The sequence below is a fragment of the Bacillus sp. GM2 genome (assembly GCF_056155945.1).
Window position 1 is genome coordinate 208,946 of record NZ_JBRKSZ010000007.1, and the last position, 22,026, is coordinate 230,971.

The window sequence follows — 22,026 nt, forward strand, 5'->3', positions numbered from 1 at the left end:
AATGAACGAATGGAGGGAAAGGATGTCAAAGGAACAGCTATCTTTTCTCGATGATGTGGACGAAAAGGCCGTCCGAAAAATAGTCATCAAAGAACTGAAAAATTACCGCGCGCTCAAAGTCCAATTAGAGAATAAAAAAGAATGTTCATCTGCCGGCTTTAACATTTTCCCTTCCCTCCGGGATTCATTTACCGTTAATGAACTCAAAGTCAAACAGATGGAACGGGCTTTACAAAACAGCTTGGACGATGAAGAACGTTTGATTATCGAAAAGAAATACCTGACGGCTGCCAGGGTGAAAGACATCAATATTTATATGGAACTCGGCATGAAAAAGGATACCTATTATGAAATAAAGCAGCGGGCAATCTGCCGTATTGCAACAGCACTCGGAATTATCTGAGTGCTTTTTTCATCGAGAAAAACCCGACAAAATCCCGACATTTTTCCGATAATCGGGGGGATAAAGAGGGGGAATTTTTATGCGTAATTTGTCGATAAGATTTACTTATCAAGAAATAACGGGATACGCACCATTCCCTTATCAAGGTGAATTCGGATACTCAAATTAAGGCGATGAAGAATGAAGCCAAACGGGAGGAACATTCTGAGCCGGATCGCGCTAGTCTTGCGGCTTTGGTATCGGGAGATTGTAAGAAATATGTTTTTTGGACATGCCGTCTTACAATGCTTGGCTTCCTCCCGGAGTATGTGTGAGACGCAAATTTGAATAAGCGTTTAGCGTAAGGAGGAATTGTACAACTAAGATAAGAGGACAGTCCAAGACTGAACTATCGAGTATTATGGTATTAAGCGAGTAGACAAGTTTATTTTTAAAAATTTATTGCATAAAATAAAATACATCGAGAATTACCCCTTTTTTTGCACCCTCCATTTGGGTGCATTTTTATTTGGGTAGCTACTGACCACGGAAGGCGTTCGGGTGCACACGGATAGCCGGATGAAAGCAAGCGTTTCAGGGGGTTCAGTCTTAAACCCCTTGGTTTTATGTTCTCTGTAAACCGGGTCCAGTGAATCTCAGAATAGACGATTGGCGGCCAATGTGGGCCTCTGAGTGTGGGCTCGGTTTAGAAAGAATATACCAGGCGCTTTCCCAAATGGGAGGGCGTTTTTTATGTAGGAGGCTTGCATATGGAAGTCGTTATAGAAAGTATTGAGAGAAAAGGAGAAACCCTATTTAGTGATGGGAGCATAATGGGATTTGAAACCTATGGGTTTTTGATAAAAGCCACCGTTCGTTTTAAATCCGCTGAAGTTGAAGGCAGCTTTTATTTTCCGGGTGAACAGGAAATGAGCTTTTCAAAAGCTGAAAAGAAAATACGTGAGTTGTTCACCGAACAAAAGGGGGACTGACCTTGTCAGAGGATGAATTGTACGTCAAACAATTTAAAGCCTGGCGTACTGAACAAGAGCTACTTTTAAAACAAATCAATTATGATATTGAAGTCAGCCGGAGAAAAATTGAATTGAATGAGAAACAAAAGGAACTCCATTTAAAACGGGTGAACATAGGAATTCAGGAGTTTAATAATTGGGCGGAAACAACAAATCGGAAGGAAAGATTGGAGCTCTTAAAGGAGGTAGAAGCATGTTTGAATTGAATTTAGCGCATGCCAGTATCTTAGAGTTGTTGGAAAAGGCTGCTGAAAAGAATGAGTTTATTTTTGTAAGACAGGGACAAAGGCGGCTTGGTAAAACAACTGCGCTTATGGAATTTGCGAGAGAAAATGGTTATCCAGTCCTTGTAAATAAGGCGATTGTAAAGATTTTTCATCGTAAATATCCCGATGTGAATATTATCGGATATGTGGATGGATCAGAAGTCGACGGGCTATATAACGTCGTTTTTGATGAAGGGGTGCCGAGGGATGCGATTAAACGTCTCTATAAGCTTGGTATTTTGCTAACTGGATTTGTTCGTGTGGATGACCAGGCAGTTATTAATGATGATAACAGATATTCGGTATTTGGTGGATACAGTACAGAAGCACCATCGAAAAAAGCAACTCCTTTGCTGCAAATTGAGCTTGAGGATATTGATTCGATCCCGCACGTTTTCTATAAAGGCGAAAGGATCACCAAGCGTATTGCGATAGATTTTGAGTGGCGCACAGGGGGAGCTGATAAGGTTGGTTCTACCTATATTCGTATCAAGCATGGTAACGATCCTGATAAGGCACTAGCAGTTGAGACGAAGGAACTGGCGGTCGGTGAGAGAGCGTATGAATAGGGAACGTAAGCAGCGCTATAGATACCTACGAGAGCAACGAAGAGAACGCGACTATGAGCTTGGACTTATACAACTGGCTGGCCGTCCGTTCTGTAAACCTAGATTAATACGTCTGGGTCCAGCGCTAACCTTAACGCGATTCATGGCAGGTGCGAGGCGATGAATAAACCTTTAAAACCCTGCAATGAGCCAGGCTGCCCTACTCTCACCCGGGAAGGCTACTGCGAACAGCACAAGCGAACAAAGCCGGCCTATGATCAATACCGTGAGTCTGCTTCCCGCCGGGGATATGACAGCAAATGGCGGAAGGCAAGACAGGGGTACCTGTCAAAGCATCCTTTCTGTCTTTTCTGCATGAAGGAAGGCAGACGGGTTCCCGCGACAGTCGTTGACCATATCGTTCCGCATAAAGGAGATAAAAAACTATTTTGGGATTCTTCCAACTGGCAGCCGCTGTGTGCGCCCTGCCACAGCAGGAAGACCGCGAAGGAGGATGGCGGCTTTGGCAACAAAACATCAAACCTGCGTATGTGATCACTGTGGAACCAAGCTTCATATCAAAGGATGTTCGAAGGTTAGGAAGCATGACAACGGGGTGCGGCAGCATTACATCAAGTGTCCGCGGTGTCAGACTGAATACACGTCCTACTACACGAACGAGAAGATCAGGCGCATGCAACAGAAGGTAAAGAAACTGACCGTGCTGCGTCTCAATGCACAAGCGCAAAAGGGAATTGACGTATACAAACAAAAATACACGCAAGCTCGAAAAGAATTAGAGACTGCCATGCTGCAGCTGCGGGAGGAAATGGAGACCCCCCGCCCTTAAATCTCTGGAAAGGATTCGCCAGAGACCGCGCTCCCCTCCACATTTTGAAAAATTCCCTAAATGAAATTTCGGAAGGAGGTGAGGGAATGGCAAGACCAAGGCAACCGGTTGACTTATTGCTTGTGAAAGGTAAGAAAAACCTGACAAAACAGGAGATTGAGGAACGAAGAAAGCAGGAGATCAAGGCGCCAAGCGACAAAGTAAAGGCGCCTTCTTATTTACCGAAAGACTTAAAAAGGGAGTTCAAAAAAATAGCGGACGAGCTGAAAAACATCGGAATTATGACGAATTTAGATGTTGATGCGCTCGCCCGTTTTTTATATTCGCGAAAGCTTTACCTTCAGGTAACGGACCAGCTGCTTGAGCAGGGGCCAATGAAAACAATAGTCGTCAGAGATGTGGACGAACAGGGAAATATCGTGGGGGAAAAAGAAAAAACGGTAGTCAATGAAGCGTATTCGGACTTGCTTATCAATCAAGATAAACTATTCAAACAATGCCGGCAGGCTTCCAGTGATTTGGGCTTAACCATTTCCTCGCGCTGCAAGCTCGTTATTCCTAAAAAGGATGACGATAAGCCGAAATCAAAAGAGGAAGAGCGGTTCGGGGGCCGGATGTAATGCAAGAGGTCACCGCTGAAATTCTGATAGAGCGTGTATGGGCCTATTGCGAGAAAATACTTTCCGGTGAGATAAAGGCTTGTCAAAAGCATAAATGGGCTGTGCAGCGATTTTTTAAAGATGTTGATGCGTTAGCGGACCCGAATTGCCCCTTTTACTATGACGCTGAAGCAGTGTTAGATTTTTACGAATGGGCGCGGCAGTTCAGACATGTTGAGGGGATACTTGCGGGGGAGCCGATTGAGCTGACGGACTTTCAGCTTTTTATTGCGGCCAATGTATACGGCTTTTTTAAAAAGGAAAACGGTGCCCGCCGGTTTCGAAAAGTTTATATCCAGTTGGCTCGTAAGAATGCGAAATCGCAATTTCTCGCCCTCATGGCTTCTTATGAAGTGTTCCCGACAACCGAAAAACATCGGGTGTTTATTGCTGGATGGTCCCGGGAGCAGTCAGACGAAGTGTACCAGGCGATTCTTGAACAGCTGCAGCATGCTCCGATCCTCGAAGGAAAATATTCCTCCGCAAACGGCCGGGTAAAAAAGTATAAAACGAACTCAATAATTCAGCCTCTTTCCCGGGAGGCGCGGAAGCTCGGTGACGGTAAAAACCCGTCATTGGGAATTGTGGATGAATACCATGCACATGAAACCAGCGAGATTTATGATGTGCTTGACAGTGGTATGGTGGCCCGGCGCAGCCCGTTAATGGCAATCATCACGACAGCCGGGTTTAACATGGAGCGGCCATGTTTTAAGGAATACCAATATACAAGCAAGATTCTCGATCCTGATGCCGACACAGAAAACGATGACTATTTTGTTATGATCTGCGAACTTGATCCAGATGACGACATAAAAGACGAATCAAATTGGATCAAAGCCAACCCTATTGTTGCAACGTATCCAGAAGGTATGGAGTCACTACGCTCTGCCTTAAAGGTTGCACTCGAAGTTCCAGAAAAAATGCGAAGCTTCCTTACCAAGAATATGAACCGATGGGTTGATCAAAAGGATAACGGCTATATGAAAATGTCAAAATGGCGCGTGTGCAGCGGTGAAATTCCTGATCTGGAAAACATGGCCGTATATCTTGGGCTGGATTTGTCCATGACTACCGACTTAACATCAGTCGGCTGGGTTGGTGTTTTTGATGGAATCTATTATGTCGGACAACATTCCTTCATGCCTGAAGGGCGCGCAAAAGAAAAAATGGCGACGGATAAAGTGCCTTATGACCTGTGGAAAGAGATGGGCTACATTACGTATACGCCTGGCGACGCTGTTGATTATCAAATAGTTGAAAAATGGATCATTGAGTTTATTTACAAGCATCGGTTCCGGCCACAGGAAACCGCATATGACAAATGGAATGCCTTGCATTTGGCTCAACGGCTTGAATCTAAAGGCCATACCATGGTGGAGATTCCGCAAAGAATCAATCATCTATCTTTGCCGACAAAAGACTTTCGTCAAAAAGTATATGACGGCAAAGTTGTTCACGGGGATGACCCGGTTTTAAATTGGGCAATCAATAACGCGATCATGAAAATTGATCCTCAGGAGAATATCATGCTGGATAAAGCAAAATCTCCGCAAAGAATCGACCCGGCTGCAGCTGTCATTAATGCATACGCCAGGGCGATGTATCACGAAACAAACCAAAAAGTAGACCTGAATGCACATTTCATGTCTGATAATTTTAGCTTTTAGGATGTGAGAGAATGAAAAAATTCCTGGCCTTTCTGCTTTTAATTTTAAATGATCTGCTGTTTGTGGTGGGGGCCGCCTTCATCCTTGCAGCTGCATATAGATTCAATACGAACATCGGTCTGATTCTGACGGGTGTATTTTTTATGTTTTATGCCTATCTCCTGACCAAGAAAGGGAGGTGAAATAATTGCTAATTGATCGGGTGTTTGAAAAACGATCAGATTCCTCTGAGGCCAGTGGCTTCAATGAATTGATAAATTTGTTCGGCGGCAGACAGACCGCAAGCGGCGAGAAAGTGAATGAAAGAAATTCGCTTGTGCAGCCGGATGTTTTTGCCTGTGTGAATGTATTATCTGATGATATCGCAAAACTGCCTGTTCATACCTACCAAAAGTTAGACAACGGGATTGAGCGAAGACCAGAGCATCCTGTGGCGTATATGATCTATGCGCGCCCTAATCCTTATATGACCGCGTTTACGTGGAAAAAACTCATGATGACTCATGTTTTGACTTGGGGGAATGGCTACTCATACATTGAATTTGATTCCAGTGGGTTTCCAAAAGGATTATATCCATTGCGGCCTGACGCTACGAATGCTTATATCAATCCGAAAACGGGAATGCTTTGGTATCAAACGGCTCTCAATGACAAAGCGGTCGAGTTATATGATCACCAGGTGCTACATTTCAAAGGGCTTTCTACTGACGGCATACAGGGTAAGTCACCGGTCGGCGTTGTCCGCGAACACATCGGAGCCCAGGCAGCCGCGACAAAATATAATGCGAAGCTTTATAAAAATGACGCAACTCCTCGGGGAATTTTAAAGGTTCCTGCATTTTTAGATGAGAAGCCCAAAGAAAATGTTCGTAAAGAATGGAAACGTGTAAACCAAGGTGAAAACATTGCGATTATAGACAATGGGCTTGAATATCAATCCATCTCAATGCCACTGCAAGAGGCTCAATTCGTGGAATCAATGAAATTCAATAAAGCGCAAATAGCGATGATCTACAAAGTGCCTTTGCACAAACTGAATGAGCTGGATAAGGCCACATTCTCGAATATTGAACACCAATCCATTGAATATGTGAGAAACACTCTTCAACCGTGGATTGTTAATTTTGAGCAAGAACTAAACGTTAAGCTCTTCACAGATCATGAAACAGCCGCAGGCCACTATGTGAAATTTAATATTGATAGTGAGCTACGTGGAGACAGCAAGACCCAGGCAGAATACCTGAAAATACTTCAAGAAATTGGGGCCTTAAATAGAAATGAGATTAGGTCATTAATAGAACGCAACCCGATTGAATACGGGGACAAGTTCATGTCCAGCTTAAACTATGTTTTCCTGGACTTTATGGAAGAATATCAGCGCCTTAAAGCCGGCGGCGCCCTGAAGGGAGGTGACAAAAAGGATGAAGGATAAAGAGATTCGGCAGTTAACCACACCTATTGAAGTTCGTTCAGAGGGTGAAGGCGAAAGCGAATTTGTGGAAGGATATGCACTGAAATTTGAAAAGTGGTCTGAACGGCTTGGGGGATGGTTTAAGGAAATTATTAGCCGGAACGCTTTGGATTCGGCTGATCTTTCAAATGTTATTGCATTATTTAATCATCGGCAAGATTACCCATTGGCCCGAAATACCGTCTCAGGGGACGTAGGGCGGCTCGAATTAGAAGCGGACAACATAGGTCTCAAATTCCGTTTTAAGCCGTCAGAAACGTCATACGCGCGTGATTTGATGGCGAATATAAGAAGCGGCGTCATAAATCAGTGTTCTTTTGCCTTTTCCTTAAATCACAATGAGACGGATGCTGATGAATGGCGGTTTAATGATGAGGAAGATATTTATGAAAGGCGGATTAATAAAATCCATCGTATATATGATATTTCGCTTGTCACCACCCCGGCATATAACGACACGGAGGCAGTCGTTGGTTCGCGGAGTTTGGAGAAGGTAGAGCAGTTGAAAGAGTCCCGGAAACTGCCGGATGACAATTTAAAAATGGAATTAGAACTTTTAGACCTTATTCTCCCGGAATAGAGGTCTTTTTTTGTGTCTAAAAACAAGGAGGAAATCATTTATGCCAATGCAAATGAGCAAAAAAGAAATTGAATTGAGACAACAATTTACGGAAAAGAAAAATGCGGCAGATCAAAAGCTGCAAGAGGGAAATACAGAAGAGGCACGTACGCTGCTTGACGAGGCCAAGACCTTGAAAAATCAAATTGAATTAATGGCGGAGGGGCGTTCTCTTGATGTGTCGGATGTAACGGAACGGAACAATTTTGTACCGACGCTGGACGACGGAGAGGGTCGCAGTTTAGGCGCCCAGAATGAAACAGAGTCCCGAACCATTCTAACAGCTACAAAAGAGTATCGGGAAGCGTGGTTCAAAGTGTTGACTGGCCGTGAAGCTGATTTGAATTCTGAAGAAAGAAATATGATGGAACGGGTTTTAAAAGAAAATCGTTCTCTTTCTAGCGGAAGTGATAAGGATGGTGGCTATACCGTACCGGATGATATCTCAAAAGAGATTTTGAAATCTATCCAGGAATTAAACTCTGTCCGTAATTTGGTCCGCGTTGTTCCTAAAACTGCCCCTTCTGGCAGTTATACAGTCCGAAAAGGAGTGGCCGGAAAACTCTACAACACGGCTGAAAAAGAACAGATTCAAGAACTTAAAAATATGGAGTTTGATCAAATCTGGTACAACGTCAAGAAGTTTGCTGGATTTATGCCGGCTCCAAGTGAGCTTTTAGACGATTCATTTGAGAATTTTGTAAGAGAAATTGTGGAATGGCTTTCTGAATCAGCTATCGTCACAGAAAATGATGAAATCCTTTATGGAGCAGGCGGAGAGAAAAACGTTGAAGGGATCATCTCAAGCGAAAAATTTAAGACCCTCAAAGCACCATCAGTAATTACAATTAAGTTTTTAAGGAAAGTGAAAAATCAGATTAAACGTGGTTATCGGAAAAACGCAAAATGGGTGATGAATACTGAAGCCTTTGAAACTCTGGCAAACATTGAAGATAAAAACGGCAGAGGGATATTGGCTGAAGACCCTAGAGATGAAGACAACTTCCTTCTGTTCGGGCGTCCGGTTGAAATCTATGACGAAATTGTTACTGATGAGAAGACGCAAAAAACACACATTCTTTTTGGCGATTTCAAACGTGGATATTTTATGTTTGACCGTCAGAAATTCGAAATTAAATCAACAGATGTTGGCGGCGATGCTTTCTTGACTGATCAGACTTACTTCCGCGGAATCGAGCGTTTTGACGGGAAAGTTGTTGATCCTGAAGCTGCTGTGATTGTGACTGATCTAGTTGTTGGTGAAAATGCTCAAGTAGAAACCCCAAGAGAAGAAAAATCCGTTGATGTTGGAAAATAAAAATAACAGAAAAGGATGATGAAAAATGGCAGATCAATTTTTAAACCAAAGTAATGGTGTTTACACTTTCGCAGAGGATGACGGGACAGGAAAGCCTGTAACAGCTGTTTATTTGAAAAATAACAGTGAAGACAACCCTTTGTATATTAAAGGAATGCAGGGGGAACCAGGGCCCCAGGGACCACAAGGACCAAAAGGGGAAAAAGGAGATACCGGCCCACAAGGTCCACAGGGAGAGCCAGGACCCAAAGGTGAGAAAGGTGATCCGGCTGTCATTGAAGACGGGAGCATCACCCACGAAATGCTTGGTGAAAATGTTGTCAGAAGCAAAAACATTGGTACCGGCAGCGTCATGCCGGATAACTTAAACAGCGAAGTAAAGGCCATGTTTGATAGTCTTCAATCTCAAATTGATGAGTTGAGAGAAAAAGTGGCAGGCTCTGACGATTCCGCGAACAATGAGCCACAAGAATAAGGCGGGTGAACCATCATGAATATGGTGGATATGAAAAACTATCTCCGTCTGGACCATTCTGAAGATGATGAAATGTTATCGCAATTTATTGCGGCAGCGAAAAGCTATATTGTCAATGCTATTGGGCGGTTTGTTGATGGGAACCCACAGTTTGAAATTGTGGCCAAAATGCTTGTCCAGCATTGGTATGAAAACAGAGGAATGTATGAGTCAGGGACAAACGGCTCGTCCATCCCTTTTACTGTTGAAAATCTAATGACGCAGCTGCGTTATACGGATGATGAGGTGCAGGAAGATGAAGAGAAAGAGGACCAGCGATCTGCGGCACCGCCTGACCTTTCAAAAGAAAACCAAGATTCAAGATGAAGAACTGAATTGGATTGACGCTTATGTTGATGTATTCACTGTATGGGGAGCTGTGGAGGGGTTTAGCTCTCTCGGAAACAATGAATCTATGATTGCGGGGGCATGGGGCGTTAAATCGCCTAAAAAGATCACCATTCGGTTTCGGCAAGATATTCAACGCGATATGAAAATTGTTGAACAGATCGGCACAAATGAAAAGGGTGAACCGATTTTCCGAGCCTTTGACATCCTTGACTTTAACGATCCTGAAGATTCAAAAAAGTGGTTTGAAATTATGTGCCAGGAGGTGGGGCTCAATGGCTGAAATGAACTTTGAAGGGCTGGCCGACCTAGATCGATATTTTGAAAGAATCGGTGAAGACGTGGAAAAGGCGGAAGATGTGGCTTTGCAAGCCGGCGGGGAAATTATCGCGCAGCACCAGCGACAAAATGTTAATCGAAGCGATAAAAATCAGCCCCATATAGCTGATAACATTACGGTTTCAAAGGCCAGGGAATCAAAAGGCGCAGAAAAATTCGTGTCAATTGGGCCTAATAAAAAAGTCGCTTACCGGGCGAGATTCTTGGAGTATGGGACATCAAAAATGCCACCTTATCCTTTTATCGAAAAAGGCAGGGATGAAGGGGAGGCGTCAGCTGTGGAAGTAATGGCCCGCATTCTAACAGCGCCAATCAAATGAGTTTTGATGCAAAAGCAGAATTGAGCGCTGCCCTGGTCAACGATTTCTCATTAAAAGAACTGGTGACAGGCGGCTTTCATAATAGAGTCGCTTCAGACGTTAACGCATACCCAAGAATCATGTATACCGAATTGAAAAATGCTGATGATTCATATGCCGATAATCAGGCCCAATCTTCGGAGGTTCGCTTTCAGATCAGCATTTTTACCAATTCATATACAGTCAGTCAAGAAACCAAAATCGCAAAAGAAATTGACCGGCTCATGAAGTCAATCGGTTACGGCCGGTACGATTCTCAAGATTTATACGAAGAGACGGACAAGGTTTTTCACAAAGCTATGCGATATAAGAAAGCTTTTTTTAAGGAGGAAAAGTAATGGGACAAACAATTTATGGTTTAGATATGTTTCACTGTGCGGAAGTCATCCAAGACGATGAAGAGAGTTTGAAATTCGGTACACCTATAAAAATCCCGGGTGCTGTAAGCATAAAGGTTGACCCAAAATCAGAGCAAACAAAATTCTGGGCTGATAATGGTGTGTATGACATTTTTAATAGTATGGGTGACATTGATTTAGAAGCTGAAATGGCTGATCTCCCTTTAAAATTGCAGAATAAAATTTACGGCCACACAGAAGAGAATGGTGTTTCCTTTGCAAGTGCTGAAGACAAGGCAATTCATCTGGCTTTCGGCTTCAGAGCGAAGAAATCAACCGGCGGGTACCGGTATTATTGGTTTCTTAAAGGGCTGCCTGAATTAATGGCTATTGAATCGAAAACGACAGAAGACAAGGCTGACCCAGAAAGTGCAAAGTTTAAGGTTGGTTTTATGCCGTTGCAAAATCCAAAAGGAAAAAGACGCTGGAAAGCTCAAGCAGAAGACAGTGACACTTTTAACGGCGATGGTTGGTTTAATCAAGTTGTATATGATGGTTCTGCTTTTGCAACAGATACAAAAACCGAAGCAATTGGCTTAGGTAAATAAAGAATTTTGGAGCGCTTATAGGCGCTCTTTTTTATTGTCCAAAAACAGGGAGGAATCAAGATGGAACCTATTTCAATCAATCTCAGAATCAATGGTAAACACAAAAAGTTTGTCACACCAAATTTCATTTCAGGAAAGCTGTTCCGGGACGCGGCCGAGATCGCAGAAGATATTGAGTCAACTGACCCTGAACGCATCTACACAGAAAAGCAAATTGAATTTATCTGTGCTGCGTTTGGAAACAAATTCTCAGCTGACGAATTTGAAAATGGCATTGATGCGAGGCTGGTCACGAGAACAATTTACGGCACAGCAAACTACGTTTTAGGAAATATCGCAGAAGCCAGCCGAATTTTAAACCCTGATCCAAACGACGGTGAAGAGCCGGGGAAGTAAATTTATCTGACGCTGTCATTGACATGTACAACGCGTTAGAAGAAATCGGTTATACGCAAAACCAGATTGATGAAATGGACATTGTTTACCACCTGCGGCGCCTGGCCCGCCGAAAAGAAGCCGGCGGAAAGCTAGCAGCAGGGAAAGAAGAAAAGCGCCTTTATATTGACCAGGTGCTCGGGTAAGGGGGTGACCGATTGGCTAAGGACATAAAAGTCAGACTGTATTCAAACTCGAACCAATTCAGAACGGAAATGCGTGCAGTTGCTCTGCAAATGAAAAACGTCAAATCTGAATTTGAAAAGAACCGTACAGCTGTAGGCGTATGGGGCAACGAGTTAAGAACGTCTCAAGAAAAGGCGAAAACACTCAACCAGCAGCTGGATATTCATAAGCGGAAAGTAAAAGCTCTTGAACGGGCTTATGCTGATTCAGCTATAAAAAAGGGCAAAGATGCTCAAGAAACTCAGACACTGGCTCGACGGCTTAACTATGCCACAGCTGAAATGAATAAAACGCAAAATGCTTTGACGCAGACCACGCAGAGGATCAAAAAGCTGGAGGATGAATCTAGGCGCGCTTCTTCTACAATCCACAGAATGGGCCAAAGAATGAATGCAGTCGGCAGCACAATGAGGAATGTCGGTGCATCTGTCGCCATGACATCGGGTATTGCCTTTGGTGGTTTGGTCCTTCCTTTAAAAGATGCGGTTCAAGTCGGCATCGACTTTGAAAAGCAAATGAGTAAAGTGCAAGCCATTTCCGGCGGAACAGCGGGAGACCTTGCAAAATTAACGGCACAGGCGAAAGAACTTGGTGCCACTACAGTTTTTACTGCCAGCCAGGCCGCGGACGCTCAAAGCTTTCTTGCGATGGCCGGATTTAAAACCAATGAGATTTACGGGGCTATGCCTGGCATGTTAAGCCTTGCAGCGGCCGGACAGCTTGAACTTGGAACAGCTGCAGATATTACATCAAACATCATGTCTGCCTTTGCATTAAAGGCCGAAGAATCGGCGCATGCCGCCGATGTGATAGCCTATGCAGCATCCAACGCCAATACCAATGTTGAACAAATGGGCGAGGCAATGAAATTTCTTGCTCCAAATGCGAACTCACTCGGCTGGGGCATGGAGGAATCGGCTGCCGCTATCATGGCGTTTGGTGATGCCGGTTTACAGGGTACTATTGCAGGTCAGGCTTTCGGTACGTCCCTGATCCGTCTCGCAACTCCTGCCAGGAAGGCACAAAAAGAAATTGATCGACTTGGTTTTGAATTTTTTGATGCTGCCGGCAATATGAAAAGCATGCCTGAAGTCATCGCAGAAATGGAAAAGGGCATGAAAGGCATGACCAAAGAGCAGCAGGCGGCAACCCTGAAAACGATTGTTGGTGCTGAAGCATACAAGCATTGGGCGGTCCTTCTTCAAAAAGGCTCGAAAGCGCTCGGAGAAAACACGAAAAAGCTGAAAGAATCCGACGGCGCGGCCAAAAAAATGGCGGATACCATGCTTGATAATGCTCACGGAAGTATCATTCAATTCGAATCCGCATTGGAAGGCGCGAAAATAGCGTTAACCGAGGGACTTCTTCCTTCAATCGGTGACCTTGCGGATAAAGGTTCCGCCCTTCTTACCATGTTTAACAACCTGGATAAAGGCACACAAGCAACCATTGGAAAAACTGCGGTTCTTACTGCGGGAGTATTAGGCGTGACGACGGCTGTCGCTACACTAACGGCAGGAGTCGGCGCTCTGTTAGCTTTTACCGGTCCTGTGGGCTTGGCTATTGTCGGGGGAACGGCTTTATTGGGCGCTTTAGGAGTCGCCATGTATGCCGTTTCCGAACAAACCGAAAACATGAAGAAGAAGCAGGAAGAGGCCAGGGAAAAGGCTTTGCTTTTTGGTGAAGGGGTTTCAAAGGCGACACAAAAAGCAGCCGGCTCCTATGTGGATTTGAGAGAAAAAGCAGAGGTCCAACTTTTTGAACTCACCCGCGTTTCCGGGGAGCAGGCTGATAAGATGGCTGCAAAATTAGTTGAAACGTATTCTAAAATGCGGGATGAGCTGGTGCAGCAACTTCAGATGCTGAAAAAAGATGCTTTAGTCGTTATTAATGGCCTGCTGGATGATACGGATAAAAACACTCAAAAGGCCGGGGAAAAAATCGTTGATAAAATGGTCGGTAATATTGATCACGATATCCAGGAGGCAAGGGAAAAAGTAAAGGAACTGGAACAGCTCCAAAAAGAAACCGGCCTTGTCTCATCGAAAATGAATGATGCTCAGCAACGAAGACTTAACGAGATCATTTCTTATTTCGAAGAATCGACCAGCAAATTTGCGGCCAATCAAAAAGAAGCTCTTGCCATGCAAAAAGCGGTGACAGAGCAGCAAGGAAAGCTCTCTTTCAAGCAAGCAAAAGAATACAACGACAAGATTAAAAAAGTCTACGATGATGGCAAAAAAGCCGCGAAAGAAGATTATGAATATCGGAACAAGGTTCTAAATCAGTTGCATGCACAAGGTTATCTCAAGGCTGAAGCGTTAGAAGCTCTCTTGCAAAAAAGTTCAGCGGACTATCATAACACCCTTGCCGAAAATACTGCTTCTTATGAAAAAAATCTGCGCGCGCTTTTTTCAAAGATGTCCAAGAACGGAAAATTGCTTGACCTGGAAACCGGGAAGGCTCTTGAGAGACAAAAGAAATATTACACTAATTCTTTGGGAATAGTGACTTCTATGGATGAGTTAGATGCTGAATATCAAGAGCGATGGGCTCAAAAACAGATCAAATTTATGGATAGCATCGGGGCAAGTAAAGAGGAAGCCATCAAAACCACTAAACAGGCACTTGAGGATTTTTATATTGGTCTTGGTAATTCAGAACAGGAAGCCCAGGCAAAAGCAGACGAAGCGATCCAAAACGTCCTTGAAAAAATGAACGGCGGCAATGAAAAAGCTGAACAGGCTGGACGAGAAAAAGGATCGGCATTCACTCTTGGTTTGAGCAGTACATTAGGACAGGCCCAGGAAACAGGGAGTCTCATTGGTAAAGGAGCCAATCAGGGATTAAGCCAAGGGAAGATGCAGCCGAAGCAGTTTGGAATGGAAAAAGGAAATGCTTTTGCTCTCGGTTTAAGAAACACGCTCGGGATTAATAAACAGTCCAGCAGCGTGCTCCGCCAATCGGTGAACAGCGAGCTATCTAAAAACAGCGGGGCGGCACGTGCAGCCGGTAAAGAAAAAGGTGATCAGCACAATGCCGGTTTAAGTTCCACAAAGCCTAAAAACAATAATACTGCAGCAAGCCTTTCAAAAAACGTGTCCGGTCGTCTAGGTCAGACAACTGACGGCGGGGGCGGTAAAAAAGCCGGTATGGACTTGACCAAAGGGTTGATGAGTCAGCAAACCGCGTCTTACAATGCCGGTTCGAAGGTATCAAACAAGGCGAAATCTGGATTGAAAAGTGTGAAAACCAGTAGTGTGGGATCTGATTTTGTCTCTGGATTTGTCAGAGGAATTGAGGGCGGAATCGGCAGCAACTCGCTTTTTAAAGCAGCTTGGAATCTTGGTAAATCTGCATTATCAGCATTGAAAAAGTCTATTGATTCTCATTCCCCGGCGAAAAAGAGTATGGCTGAAGGTAACAACTTTACAGACGGATTCGCGATAGGGATAAGCAAAACGGTCGCACGCGCAAAACGAAGCGCCCAGGCGTTAGGGCAAGGAGCCAACCTGTCACTCAAACAGGAGATCAATAAAATGGCTTACAACATAAAAGGCGCGGCTGATGAGCTGCTGTCCTTGCGTTCGGAGTTAGTCGTCCGAAATGAAGTTGATACACCTGCTTTGAATCAGAAGCTGGATGCTCTCATTACGCTTCTTTCTAATGGTTTATCGTTTGGAGGACAACCAGAGCCGGCGGCCACGGGCGGGCCAATTAGAATTTATCCGGCGCCTGTCAATATTGATGGAAAACAAGTGGCGGAAATCGTTTTTGAACAAGGTGACGGCAGGATTTTGGATAGGAAGAGTTTAGACCGATATGATCAAAATGCTTATCAGAGTGGGGTGAGACGAACCTGATGAACCTTTATTTAGATTTTAATAATGGCCTGGGGGAACAGAGCTTATCAAGTTTGCTCCCCCATTTTAAGTTGCTGAGTTTTACGCCTGATTCACCGGCCATTGAACGGGAAACAGTGAAGATACCGAGGATCAACGGTCTTGTTTTGCCGCAGCATCCCCGCGATGTTGTTTTTAAAGAGCGATCTATCAAGGTGGAAATTCTATTAAATTCGATCATCGCAGAAAATTTTTATCAGTACAGGAGAGAAATTTATGCGCTTTTGGTGAAGCCGTTCCCTTATTATATTTCAACTGATCTATTGCCTAACCTCCGTTTTCTCGTTACGTGTGACGGTAATTTCAGCATACAGAAAGACAAACAGAAAAACCAAACTTCTTTTACTGTGGAATTTAATAACGTCACCGGCCTGGCTGAATCAAAATTTACGTCTTTGACAAAACAGAATTTTCACGGGGAATACTGGAGTCCAGGTATGAACATTCAAATGCGAGATGATCTGGAATACAGATTCAAAAATCGAAAGAGGTTTCAGGTTTATAACACTGGTGATGCCTATATCAATCCTCTGGAACATGACTACAATGTGACATTATGGGCGGCCGGAAAAAATGTGACAATCATCAATCATACAAATGGGGAAAAGCTGAAAATTGAGCAGGAATTAAAAAAATCACAGCGGGTTTCTTTTATTAAGCAATACACGGTGATCAATAAAACACCTATCAAAACATCCGGCAGGCTCCCGGGACTCGATATAGGAATGAATGAGTTTGAAATCCAGAATACCAATGATTTTGAAATCATATTCGATACTCGTTTCTATTACGGATAAGGAGCAAGGGAAATGGCAAATGTGGATTTTATAAAAGAGATTGCACCAGACGCCCAAAGAGTCTATAAAAAGTATGATATTCTTGCGTCTCTAATTATTGCACAAGCCTGTTTAGAGAGCGGATGGGGTACAAGTGAGCTGGCGCAGAAAGGGAAAAACTTATTCGGCATCAAGGGGACTTATAACGGTCAATATGTTCTCATGTGGACGACTGAATATGATAAGAGCGGAAATGCTACCCGTGTGCAAGCCAAGTTCCGAAAGTATCCGTCTTGGTATGAATCTATTCAGGATTTAGCCAAGCTGTACATAAACGGAACGAGCTGGGATCCAAACCATTATAAAGCCGTGGTGGGGGAAAAAGATTACCAGAAGGCGACAGCTGCGCTTGTAAAAGCCGGTTATGCGACTGACCCAAAGTACGCCACCAAATTGAACAGTCTCATTTTCACTTACAAACTCACACAATATGATTCTGTGGATGAGGTGCCGGATGAACCTGAAGAACCCGAAACACCGATACCCACCCCGGAGGTGCCAAGCAAAGAATATGATGGAAAAGACGTTCCGCTTAATCAAAACTTGCCTTCAGATGTTGATTTTCCACAGCTGCATGTACTAGCAGGGGACGGCAAGAATGTGGTTGAAATAACGGGCGTCTCGCTCGATCTGACGGACGATACGACGGGGAAGAAGAGCTTTACATTTACCATCACCAAAACGCAGGAAAACGCTATTGAATTTGATCTGTTGGTGATTGATAACATTCTTTTTCTGGATGAACGGAAATTTAATCATCAAAAGTATTACATTACAAACGTTGAAGTACGGCAGGAAAATAATGTGTTGAGAAAAACTGTTTCGGCCAGCCATATTTTTTCGGTCCTGCTGATCAACAATTATGTGACTGAAACGGCGTCTAAAAAAATGACGATCAAAGAGGCTTTTGATATCGCATTAAAAGAGACGCCATTCAAATATGTATTAAAAGCTTCGGCAAGTGATTTTCCGAGCATTGAACAAGAAAACTTTGGTGACGGAAATTCCACGGAATTGGTGGATAAAATCATTTCGGATTACGGTCCTGAGCTGGATGTTGATAACTATAAAATCCTTGTTTATAAGAAAATTGGACAAAAAATCAATTTCACCTTAGATTCGCGCTATAATATGCCAGGTATTTCTATTAAGACAAACTCGCAAAATTGTACAACGCGCGCCTGGGGTTACGGGGCGTTGAAGAAGAGCAGCACGGACAGTAAAAACCCACAATATGAATTTGAGCCGATCTTATACGTACATCCGGATGAGAAAAAGTTTTTACTCGAAGGCCTGCCGCGCTGGGCCGATCCGATTAAAGATGAAACCATAAAAAAAGCCAGCAGCATGGTTTCAGTTTTAAAAAAACATGTGAATCCATACCCTGAATTGACAATTGAAGCAGATTTCCAAAAAATCTATGAACCCAAGCTTTTAAAGATCGAACAGGATTTTTGGAAAGGTGACACGATTCACGTCCTTGCTGATACGGCATCAGGGATCACGTTTGAAGACGATGTTCGGCTGATTTCAATTCAGTATAACCCGTTGAACCCATACAGCAGCCCAAAATTAACGTTCGCGAATTTCAGAAAAGATATTCAGGATATTGCAGTCAATCAGGCCAAGAAACTAAGGGATCAAAAACGATATATTGACCAGCTTTTCAAAACGCTCAGATAGGCGTTTTTAATTTTGCCAAAAAAGGAGTGAGTAGCATTGATTCGGCTAATAAAAGACTATGATCATACAAGAAATTCCCGTCATCAAGCACAGTTAAGATCAGATATCCAGAGCATAGAAAATACGTTGAATGAACACGATTATAATTTAAAGCGTCATGAAGCTTCAAAAAACGCCCATACATCCGATCAAATAACCCATTTTGACGGTCTGACAGTATCAGATGAGATCGAGAGAGCAAAAAAACGGATAAACAACCTAATTTTAAATGCGGACGGGACAAATATTAAAGAGGTCGTAGATGCACGTGTAGACAATGATGGTTTTGTGTACCCGGTATTGAAAGAAAGATTAGATGCTGATAAGGGAGAAATTACTGCCAAACTATCAGAAACGTTCAGGACGGTTGAATTAATAACTAATTCGCAAGACGCCTTAAGCTACTTAAATAATGTCGAGGCGATGACTACATTTAAGGCGCGGGAGGAAGCTTTATTTTGGCCGCAATCTGCAAATATAAACGAACGAACAAATGAAATCTATGTTGCTTCGCAAGAAAATGAAGGAACAGAACTGAGAATTGAAATTCGCGATCTCGATACAGGTGGTTTTAAAGAAAGAAAATCAATTCCAATAGAATCAGGCGCATACACTGAGGGTTTATCGTTTTTTTATAATGAAAAAGATGAATTATGTTTTATCGTTAAAGCCACGAAAACGCCCGGATATAATATTTTCAATTATGATAAGGGAGAGCTCTCAGGACTAATCGCAGCTAATGTGAGTAGCAAATATGCATCTAATGGGTACTACTTTGTTTCAGTAACCGTAAATCAAGATAGTATCCATGCTTATGTGTACGCCTGGGAGTCGATAAAGGAGGGGAGCCCTGTTCTATACACTGAATTCCCCTTAGACTATATGCCTAACTTAGAGAAGATACAAGGTGTAACCCTAAACAATGGATACTTGTTCATGTCACATGGTAAAAGCTACGGAAGACCGGCTATATCTGTGTACAATCTAGTGGGCGAACTTTTGAATTACTATATTTACACAAAAGATTCACTCGCTAGTGCGATCAATAAAAAGTTCCCTGACTTTATCCCGAATATTCACAACTATCACTTTGAAAATGAATCGTGCTGCGTGTATAAAGGGGATTTAGTTGCGGTACAGGTAGTGAATAACGCAGATGTCGTTCTTGTACGGCATAATAGAATGCTAGGGTACCCATTGACTGTAAACGCAAACCAATCTCGTAAAGATACAGGCTGGATGCCCGTGGAGCTATTAAACGGGGCAAATACCTATGTTCCAGACCGCCCTCCACGAATCAGGAGAATAGGTAACAAAATACGTTTAGAAGCTGAACTAAAAGGTATAACGACAATGGACACAGAGTATATAAGTTACCATTCTGATTGGTCTCCTAGTAGAGTATTAGCTTTTGCGACACCGACATCGGGAGGATACAATGCTACTTGCCAAATTCAACCGAACGGAAAAGTTAAAATATTATCTACCCGACACCCTAGTCCGGATGAAAACTCTTGGTATCCGATAAACTTTGAATGGTATTTGAATTAATCCGTGCGATAACTATTTTAAAGGAGGGATGTCTCAGTATGATTTACAAAGATACCAATGTTCACTTCAGCATAAATTCGCAAATTAAACGAAGTATTGCCGCAAATATTCAATTTAGTACGCAGGACATCGATACGGCAAAACTAACGTTCAGCTTAACGAAAGATGGCATTCCGCTGCCGATCAGTCAAGCGACTCACGGGAAGTTGTTCATGCGATTTGCAGACGGAAGCAAGTTCTACGTTAATACGGAAGTTCAAGACGCGCTAGGGGGCGTTATTTTTTATGTCTTGAAACCGGATCAAGTTACGCATTATGGAACGGTGCAGGCGGAGCTTTACGTTAATTACGACAACGGCCAGAAGCTGAGCGTTCATAAATTTTCGTTCGAAATCGATCGGGCGCTCGTTGATCAGGACATTGTACCAGTGGGCGAGTATTATATAGAAGATTTCGAGGACCTTAAAGCTGTCATCGTAGAGATGTCGGATGAAGCGGAGCTAATGCTCACTGAGCTCCAAAAGAAATTTGAGACGCTGGACAGTATCGAGACGAAAGAGGGAGCGCAGGAAAAGGCGGATGCTGCGGAAGCTCACGCAAAGGCTTATACGGATGCACACGCAGCTAAGACGGACAATCCGCACAAGGTAACGAAAGCGCAGGTCGGCCTGTCCAACGTCGATAACGTCAAGCAAGCATCGAAAACAGAGTTTGATAGCCATGCTAATAATAAGAGCAACCCTCACGCTGTAACGAAGGCACAAGTTGGATTGGCTAACGTTGACAACGTAAAACAGGCAGCGAAAACGGATTTTGATGCACATACTGCGGATAATGTACGCCATATTACCGCTGATGAGCGGACTAAGTGGAATAAGGGGCAACTGTATAAATTGACACAAGATAATGGTGTGCGAATCCTTATTCCTGATGGTACTGATTTATTAACTTTGCCGCCTGGTTTTTATTACGGTATCAATAATAGACTGCTTAATAACCCCGACCCTAATGATGCTGGATGGTTCAATTATGACATTATGGATGGAAACTCTGGAAGAAAAACAATTATAGCCACAGCAAGTTACCACAATAAGATGTGGTTCGCAACCATCCACACAGATGGAGTCTTTAGGGGCTGGAATCGTATTATAACTGCTAATGATCTTGAGCCTGCATGGACTGAAGTTCCTTTGAAAAACGGTGCGGAACATGGGGCTAGAAAAGTTATGTGTGCAAATGTTGGGGGCTTGCTTTATTTAAAGGGTGAGATCATCACTAATAGGAGTGTAGTTTTCGGAACCCTCCCGGCATCTTATAGACCTGCCCAACTACGCAGCAAGCTTGTTCCTATATTCGGTACAACAGGGATGACTAAATTGTATATTGAAACAAACGGAAATATGAGGCTGGAGGGGCAAATCGCTGATAAGTCCGAGAACATAACTTCTTATGGTTTGGACGAAATTATTCCCCTGTAGGAGAGATAAATCATGAAAAACATTTTTAAATATGACAAAGAGACGTTCTTGTTAATTGATAATGATATTATTCAGCCTGATGATCAAGGGAATTATGAAATTCCGGATGGATGGACAGACATTCCATTTGACCCGGGTTTATATCTTCCGAAGTTTTATCCGGACGAAAAGGTGTGGAAGGAGTCGGCTACAAAAGAGTACATTGAAAGCTTGCAGCCTCCGGAGCCTGAAGCGAGTGAAATTGAGCTACTAAAAAAGCAAAACGCTTTACTCTCTTATCAATTGGCCCGTCTTCAAAAAGAAGTTGCATCATTGAAAGGTGATGGTTCCTCATGATGTATCCAGACTTTGCGGCTATTAAGCAGTTTTATGATTGGGGTTGTTATGATGATGACTCAATCATGAGAGATTACGTAGACTGGGGCCATATTACCCCGGCAGAATATGAAGAAATAACAGGCCGGAGCTATGACAAACCCGCCGTCTGTGCGGATTTAGGAATGACAAGCGCCCGATAAGGGTGTTTTTATTTTGCCTCAAAGACGCCCTAAGTCAATAAAAAATCTATCGGTACATTGGGAAAAAAGGCAATA

General features: G+C 43.3%; 27 protein-coding genes. All 27 read left to right on the forward strand.

Annotated features, from left to right (window positions below; translation table 11 throughout):
* The first annotated feature begins 22 nt into the window (after positions 1 to 22).
* The 27 genes from ACVC9U_RS01885 to ACVC9U_RS02015 all read left to right on the forward strand — a co-directional run bounded on the left by ACVC9U_RS01885 (position 23) and on the right by ACVC9U_RS02015 (position 21,951).
* Positions 23 to 403, forward strand: a complete 381-nt coding sequence (locus ACVC9U_RS01885; protein ID WP_009329244.1) for an ArpU family phage packaging/lysis transcriptional regulator — start codon at positions 23 to 25, stop codon at positions 401 to 403.
* 749 nt (positions 404 to 1,152) lie between these two features.
* Positions 1,153 to 1,374 carry a hypothetical protein gene (locus tag ACVC9U_RS01890; RefSeq protein WP_048407332.1) on the forward strand — a complete coding sequence of 74 codons (222 nt, stop codon included), beginning with the start codon at positions 1,153 to 1,155 and terminating at the stop codon, positions 1,372 to 1,374.
* A gap of 2 nt (positions 1,375 to 1,376) precedes the next feature.
* Complete coding sequence (locus ACVC9U_RS01895) at positions 1,377 to 1,622, forward strand: hypothetical protein (RefSeq protein WP_009330078.1); 246 nt, start codon at positions 1,377 to 1,379, stop codon at positions 1,620 to 1,622.
* Positions 1,610 to 2,251, forward strand: a complete 642-nt coding sequence (locus tag ACVC9U_RS01900; RefSeq protein WP_026080869.1) for an ATP-binding protein — start codon at positions 1,610 to 1,612, stop codon at positions 2,249 to 2,251. The genes ACVC9U_RS01895 and ACVC9U_RS01900 overlap by 13 nt, the downstream gene beginning before the upstream one ends.
* Before the next feature lie 159 nt (positions 2,252 to 2,410).
* A complete protein-coding gene (locus ACVC9U_RS01905; protein ID WP_441390072.1) occupies positions 2,411 to 2,785 on the forward strand; it encodes an HNH endonuclease signature motif containing protein in 375 nt (124 codons plus the stop codon).
* Between the two features lie 139 nt (positions 2,786 to 2,924).
* Positions 2,925 to 3,080 carry a hypothetical protein gene (locus ACVC9U_RS01910; protein ID WP_225315929.1) on the forward strand — a complete coding sequence of 52 codons (156 nt, stop codon included), beginning with the start codon at positions 2,925 to 2,927 and terminating at the stop codon, positions 3,078 to 3,080.
* 86 nt (positions 3,081 to 3,166) lie between these two features.
* Complete coding sequence (locus ACVC9U_RS01915; RefSeq protein ID WP_009330377.1) at positions 3,167 to 3,700, forward strand: phage terminase small subunit P27 family; 534 nt, start codon at positions 3,167 to 3,169, stop codon at positions 3,698 to 3,700.
* Positions 3,700 to 5,409 (forward strand): terminase large subunit, encoded by a 1,710-nt coding sequence (locus tag ACVC9U_RS01920; protein WP_009330378.1) that lies wholly within the window; start codon positions 3,700 to 3,702, stop codon positions 5,407 to 5,409. Before ACVC9U_RS01915 ends, ACVC9U_RS01920 begins: the two co-directional genes overlap by 1 nt.
* Before the next feature lie 11 nt (positions 5,410 to 5,420).
* Positions 5,421 to 5,591: a hypothetical protein gene (locus tag ACVC9U_RS01925; protein WP_009330391.1), complete on the forward strand. Its 171-nt coding sequence runs from the start codon at positions 5,421 to 5,423 to the stop codon at positions 5,589 to 5,591.
* Positions 5,592 to 5,596: 5 nt separating this feature from the next.
* Positions 5,597 to 6,841, forward strand: coding sequence for a phage portal protein (locus ACVC9U_RS01930; RefSeq protein WP_009330396.1), 1,245 nt, complete (start codon positions 5,597 to 5,599; stop codon positions 6,839 to 6,841).
* Positions 6,831 to 7,460, forward strand: coding sequence for an HK97 family phage prohead protease (locus ACVC9U_RS01935; protein ID WP_025807960.1), 630 nt, complete (start codon positions 6,831 to 6,833; stop codon positions 7,458 to 7,460). The genes ACVC9U_RS01930 and ACVC9U_RS01935 overlap by 11 nt, the downstream gene beginning before the upstream one ends.
* A 40-nt stretch (positions 7,461 to 7,500) precedes the next feature.
* Positions 7,501 to 8,817, forward strand: a complete 1,317-nt coding sequence (locus ACVC9U_RS01940) for a phage major capsid protein (RefSeq protein ID WP_017475036.1) — start codon at positions 7,501 to 7,503, stop codon at positions 8,815 to 8,817.
* 25 nt (positions 8,818 to 8,842) lie between these two features.
* Positions 8,843 to 9,292 carry a collagen-like protein gene (locus tag ACVC9U_RS01945; RefSeq protein ID WP_441390073.1) on the forward strand — a complete coding sequence of 150 codons (450 nt, stop codon included), beginning with the start codon at positions 8,843 to 8,845 and terminating at the stop codon, positions 9,290 to 9,292.
* Between the two features lie 15 nt (positions 9,293 to 9,307).
* Complete coding sequence (locus ACVC9U_RS01950; protein WP_080626963.1) at positions 9,308 to 9,658, forward strand: head-tail connector protein; 351 nt, start codon at positions 9,308 to 9,310, stop codon at positions 9,656 to 9,658.
* Positions 9,588 to 9,962 (forward strand): phage head closure protein, encoded by a 375-nt coding sequence (locus ACVC9U_RS01955; RefSeq protein ID WP_009329206.1) that lies wholly within the window; start codon positions 9,588 to 9,590, stop codon positions 9,960 to 9,962. Before ACVC9U_RS01950 ends, ACVC9U_RS01955 begins: the two co-directional genes overlap by 71 nt.
* Positions 9,955 to 10,338: an HK97-gp10 family putative phage morphogenesis protein gene (locus tag ACVC9U_RS01960; protein ID WP_009329205.1), complete on the forward strand. Its 384-nt coding sequence runs from the start codon at positions 9,955 to 9,957 to the stop codon at positions 10,336 to 10,338. Before ACVC9U_RS01955 ends, ACVC9U_RS01960 begins: the two co-directional genes overlap by 8 nt.
* Positions 10,335 to 10,715, forward strand: coding sequence for a tail completion protein gp17 (gene gp17 / locus ACVC9U_RS01965; RefSeq protein ID WP_009329204.1), 381 nt, complete (start codon positions 10,335 to 10,337; stop codon positions 10,713 to 10,715). Before ACVC9U_RS01960 ends, gp17 begins: the two co-directional genes overlap by 4 nt.
* Positions 10,715 to 11,323, forward strand: coding sequence for a major tail protein (locus tag ACVC9U_RS01970; RefSeq protein ID WP_009329203.1), 609 nt, complete (start codon positions 10,715 to 10,717; stop codon positions 11,321 to 11,323). The genes gp17 and ACVC9U_RS01970 overlap by 1 nt, the downstream gene beginning before the upstream one ends.
* A gap of 60 nt (positions 11,324 to 11,383) precedes the next feature.
* Complete coding sequence (gene gpG, locus ACVC9U_RS01975; protein WP_009329202.1) at positions 11,384 to 11,719, forward strand: phage tail assembly chaperone G; 336 nt, start codon at positions 11,384 to 11,386, stop codon at positions 11,717 to 11,719.
* Between the two features lie 23 nt (positions 11,720 to 11,742).
* Positions 11,743 to 11,904 carry a hypothetical protein gene (locus tag ACVC9U_RS01980; protein WP_009329201.1) on the forward strand — a complete coding sequence of 54 codons (162 nt, stop codon included), beginning with the start codon at positions 11,743 to 11,745 and terminating at the stop codon, positions 11,902 to 11,904.
* A gap of 12 nt (positions 11,905 to 11,916) precedes the next feature.
* The gene (locus ACVC9U_RS01985) at positions 11,917 to 15,807 is read left to right on the forward strand and encodes a phage tail tape measure protein (protein WP_441390074.1); all 3,891 of its coding nucleotides are present in this window, start codon (positions 11,917 to 11,919) and stop codon (positions 15,805 to 15,807) included.
* Entirely contained in the window at positions 15,807 to 16,643 is an 837-nt protein-coding gene (locus tag ACVC9U_RS01990) for a phage tail family protein (RefSeq protein WP_017475032.1), read from the forward strand. Before ACVC9U_RS01985 ends, ACVC9U_RS01990 begins: the two co-directional genes overlap by 1 nt.
* A 12-nt stretch (positions 16,644 to 16,655) precedes the next feature.
* Positions 16,656 to 18,365 carry a phage tail spike protein gene (locus tag ACVC9U_RS01995; RefSeq protein ID WP_441390075.1) on the forward strand — a complete coding sequence of 570 codons (1,710 nt, stop codon included), beginning with the start codon at positions 16,656 to 16,658 and terminating at the stop codon, positions 18,363 to 18,365.
* Positions 18,366 to 18,401: 36 nt separating this feature from the next.
* Positions 18,402 to 19,955 carry a hypothetical protein gene (locus ACVC9U_RS02000; protein ID WP_080626959.1) on the forward strand — a complete coding sequence of 518 codons (1,554 nt, stop codon included), beginning with the start codon at positions 18,402 to 18,404 and terminating at the stop codon, positions 19,953 to 19,955.
* 38 nt (positions 19,956 to 19,993) lie between these two features.
* Positions 19,994 to 21,433 carry a phage baseplate upper protein gene (locus ACVC9U_RS02005; RefSeq protein ID WP_441390076.1) on the forward strand — a complete coding sequence of 480 codons (1,440 nt, stop codon included), beginning with the start codon at positions 19,994 to 19,996 and terminating at the stop codon, positions 21,431 to 21,433.
* Between the two features lie 12 nt (positions 21,434 to 21,445).
* Positions 21,446 to 21,769 (forward strand): bZIP transcription factor, encoded by a 324-nt coding sequence (locus tag ACVC9U_RS02010; RefSeq protein WP_069500671.1) that lies wholly within the window; start codon positions 21,446 to 21,448, stop codon positions 21,767 to 21,769.
* Positions 21,766 to 21,951 carry an XkdX family protein gene (locus tag ACVC9U_RS02015; RefSeq protein ID WP_069500670.1) on the forward strand — a complete coding sequence of 62 codons (186 nt, stop codon included), beginning with the start codon at positions 21,766 to 21,768 and terminating at the stop codon, positions 21,949 to 21,951. Before ACVC9U_RS02010 ends, ACVC9U_RS02015 begins: the two co-directional genes overlap by 4 nt.
* Positions 21,952 to 22,026 lie beyond the last annotated feature (75 nt).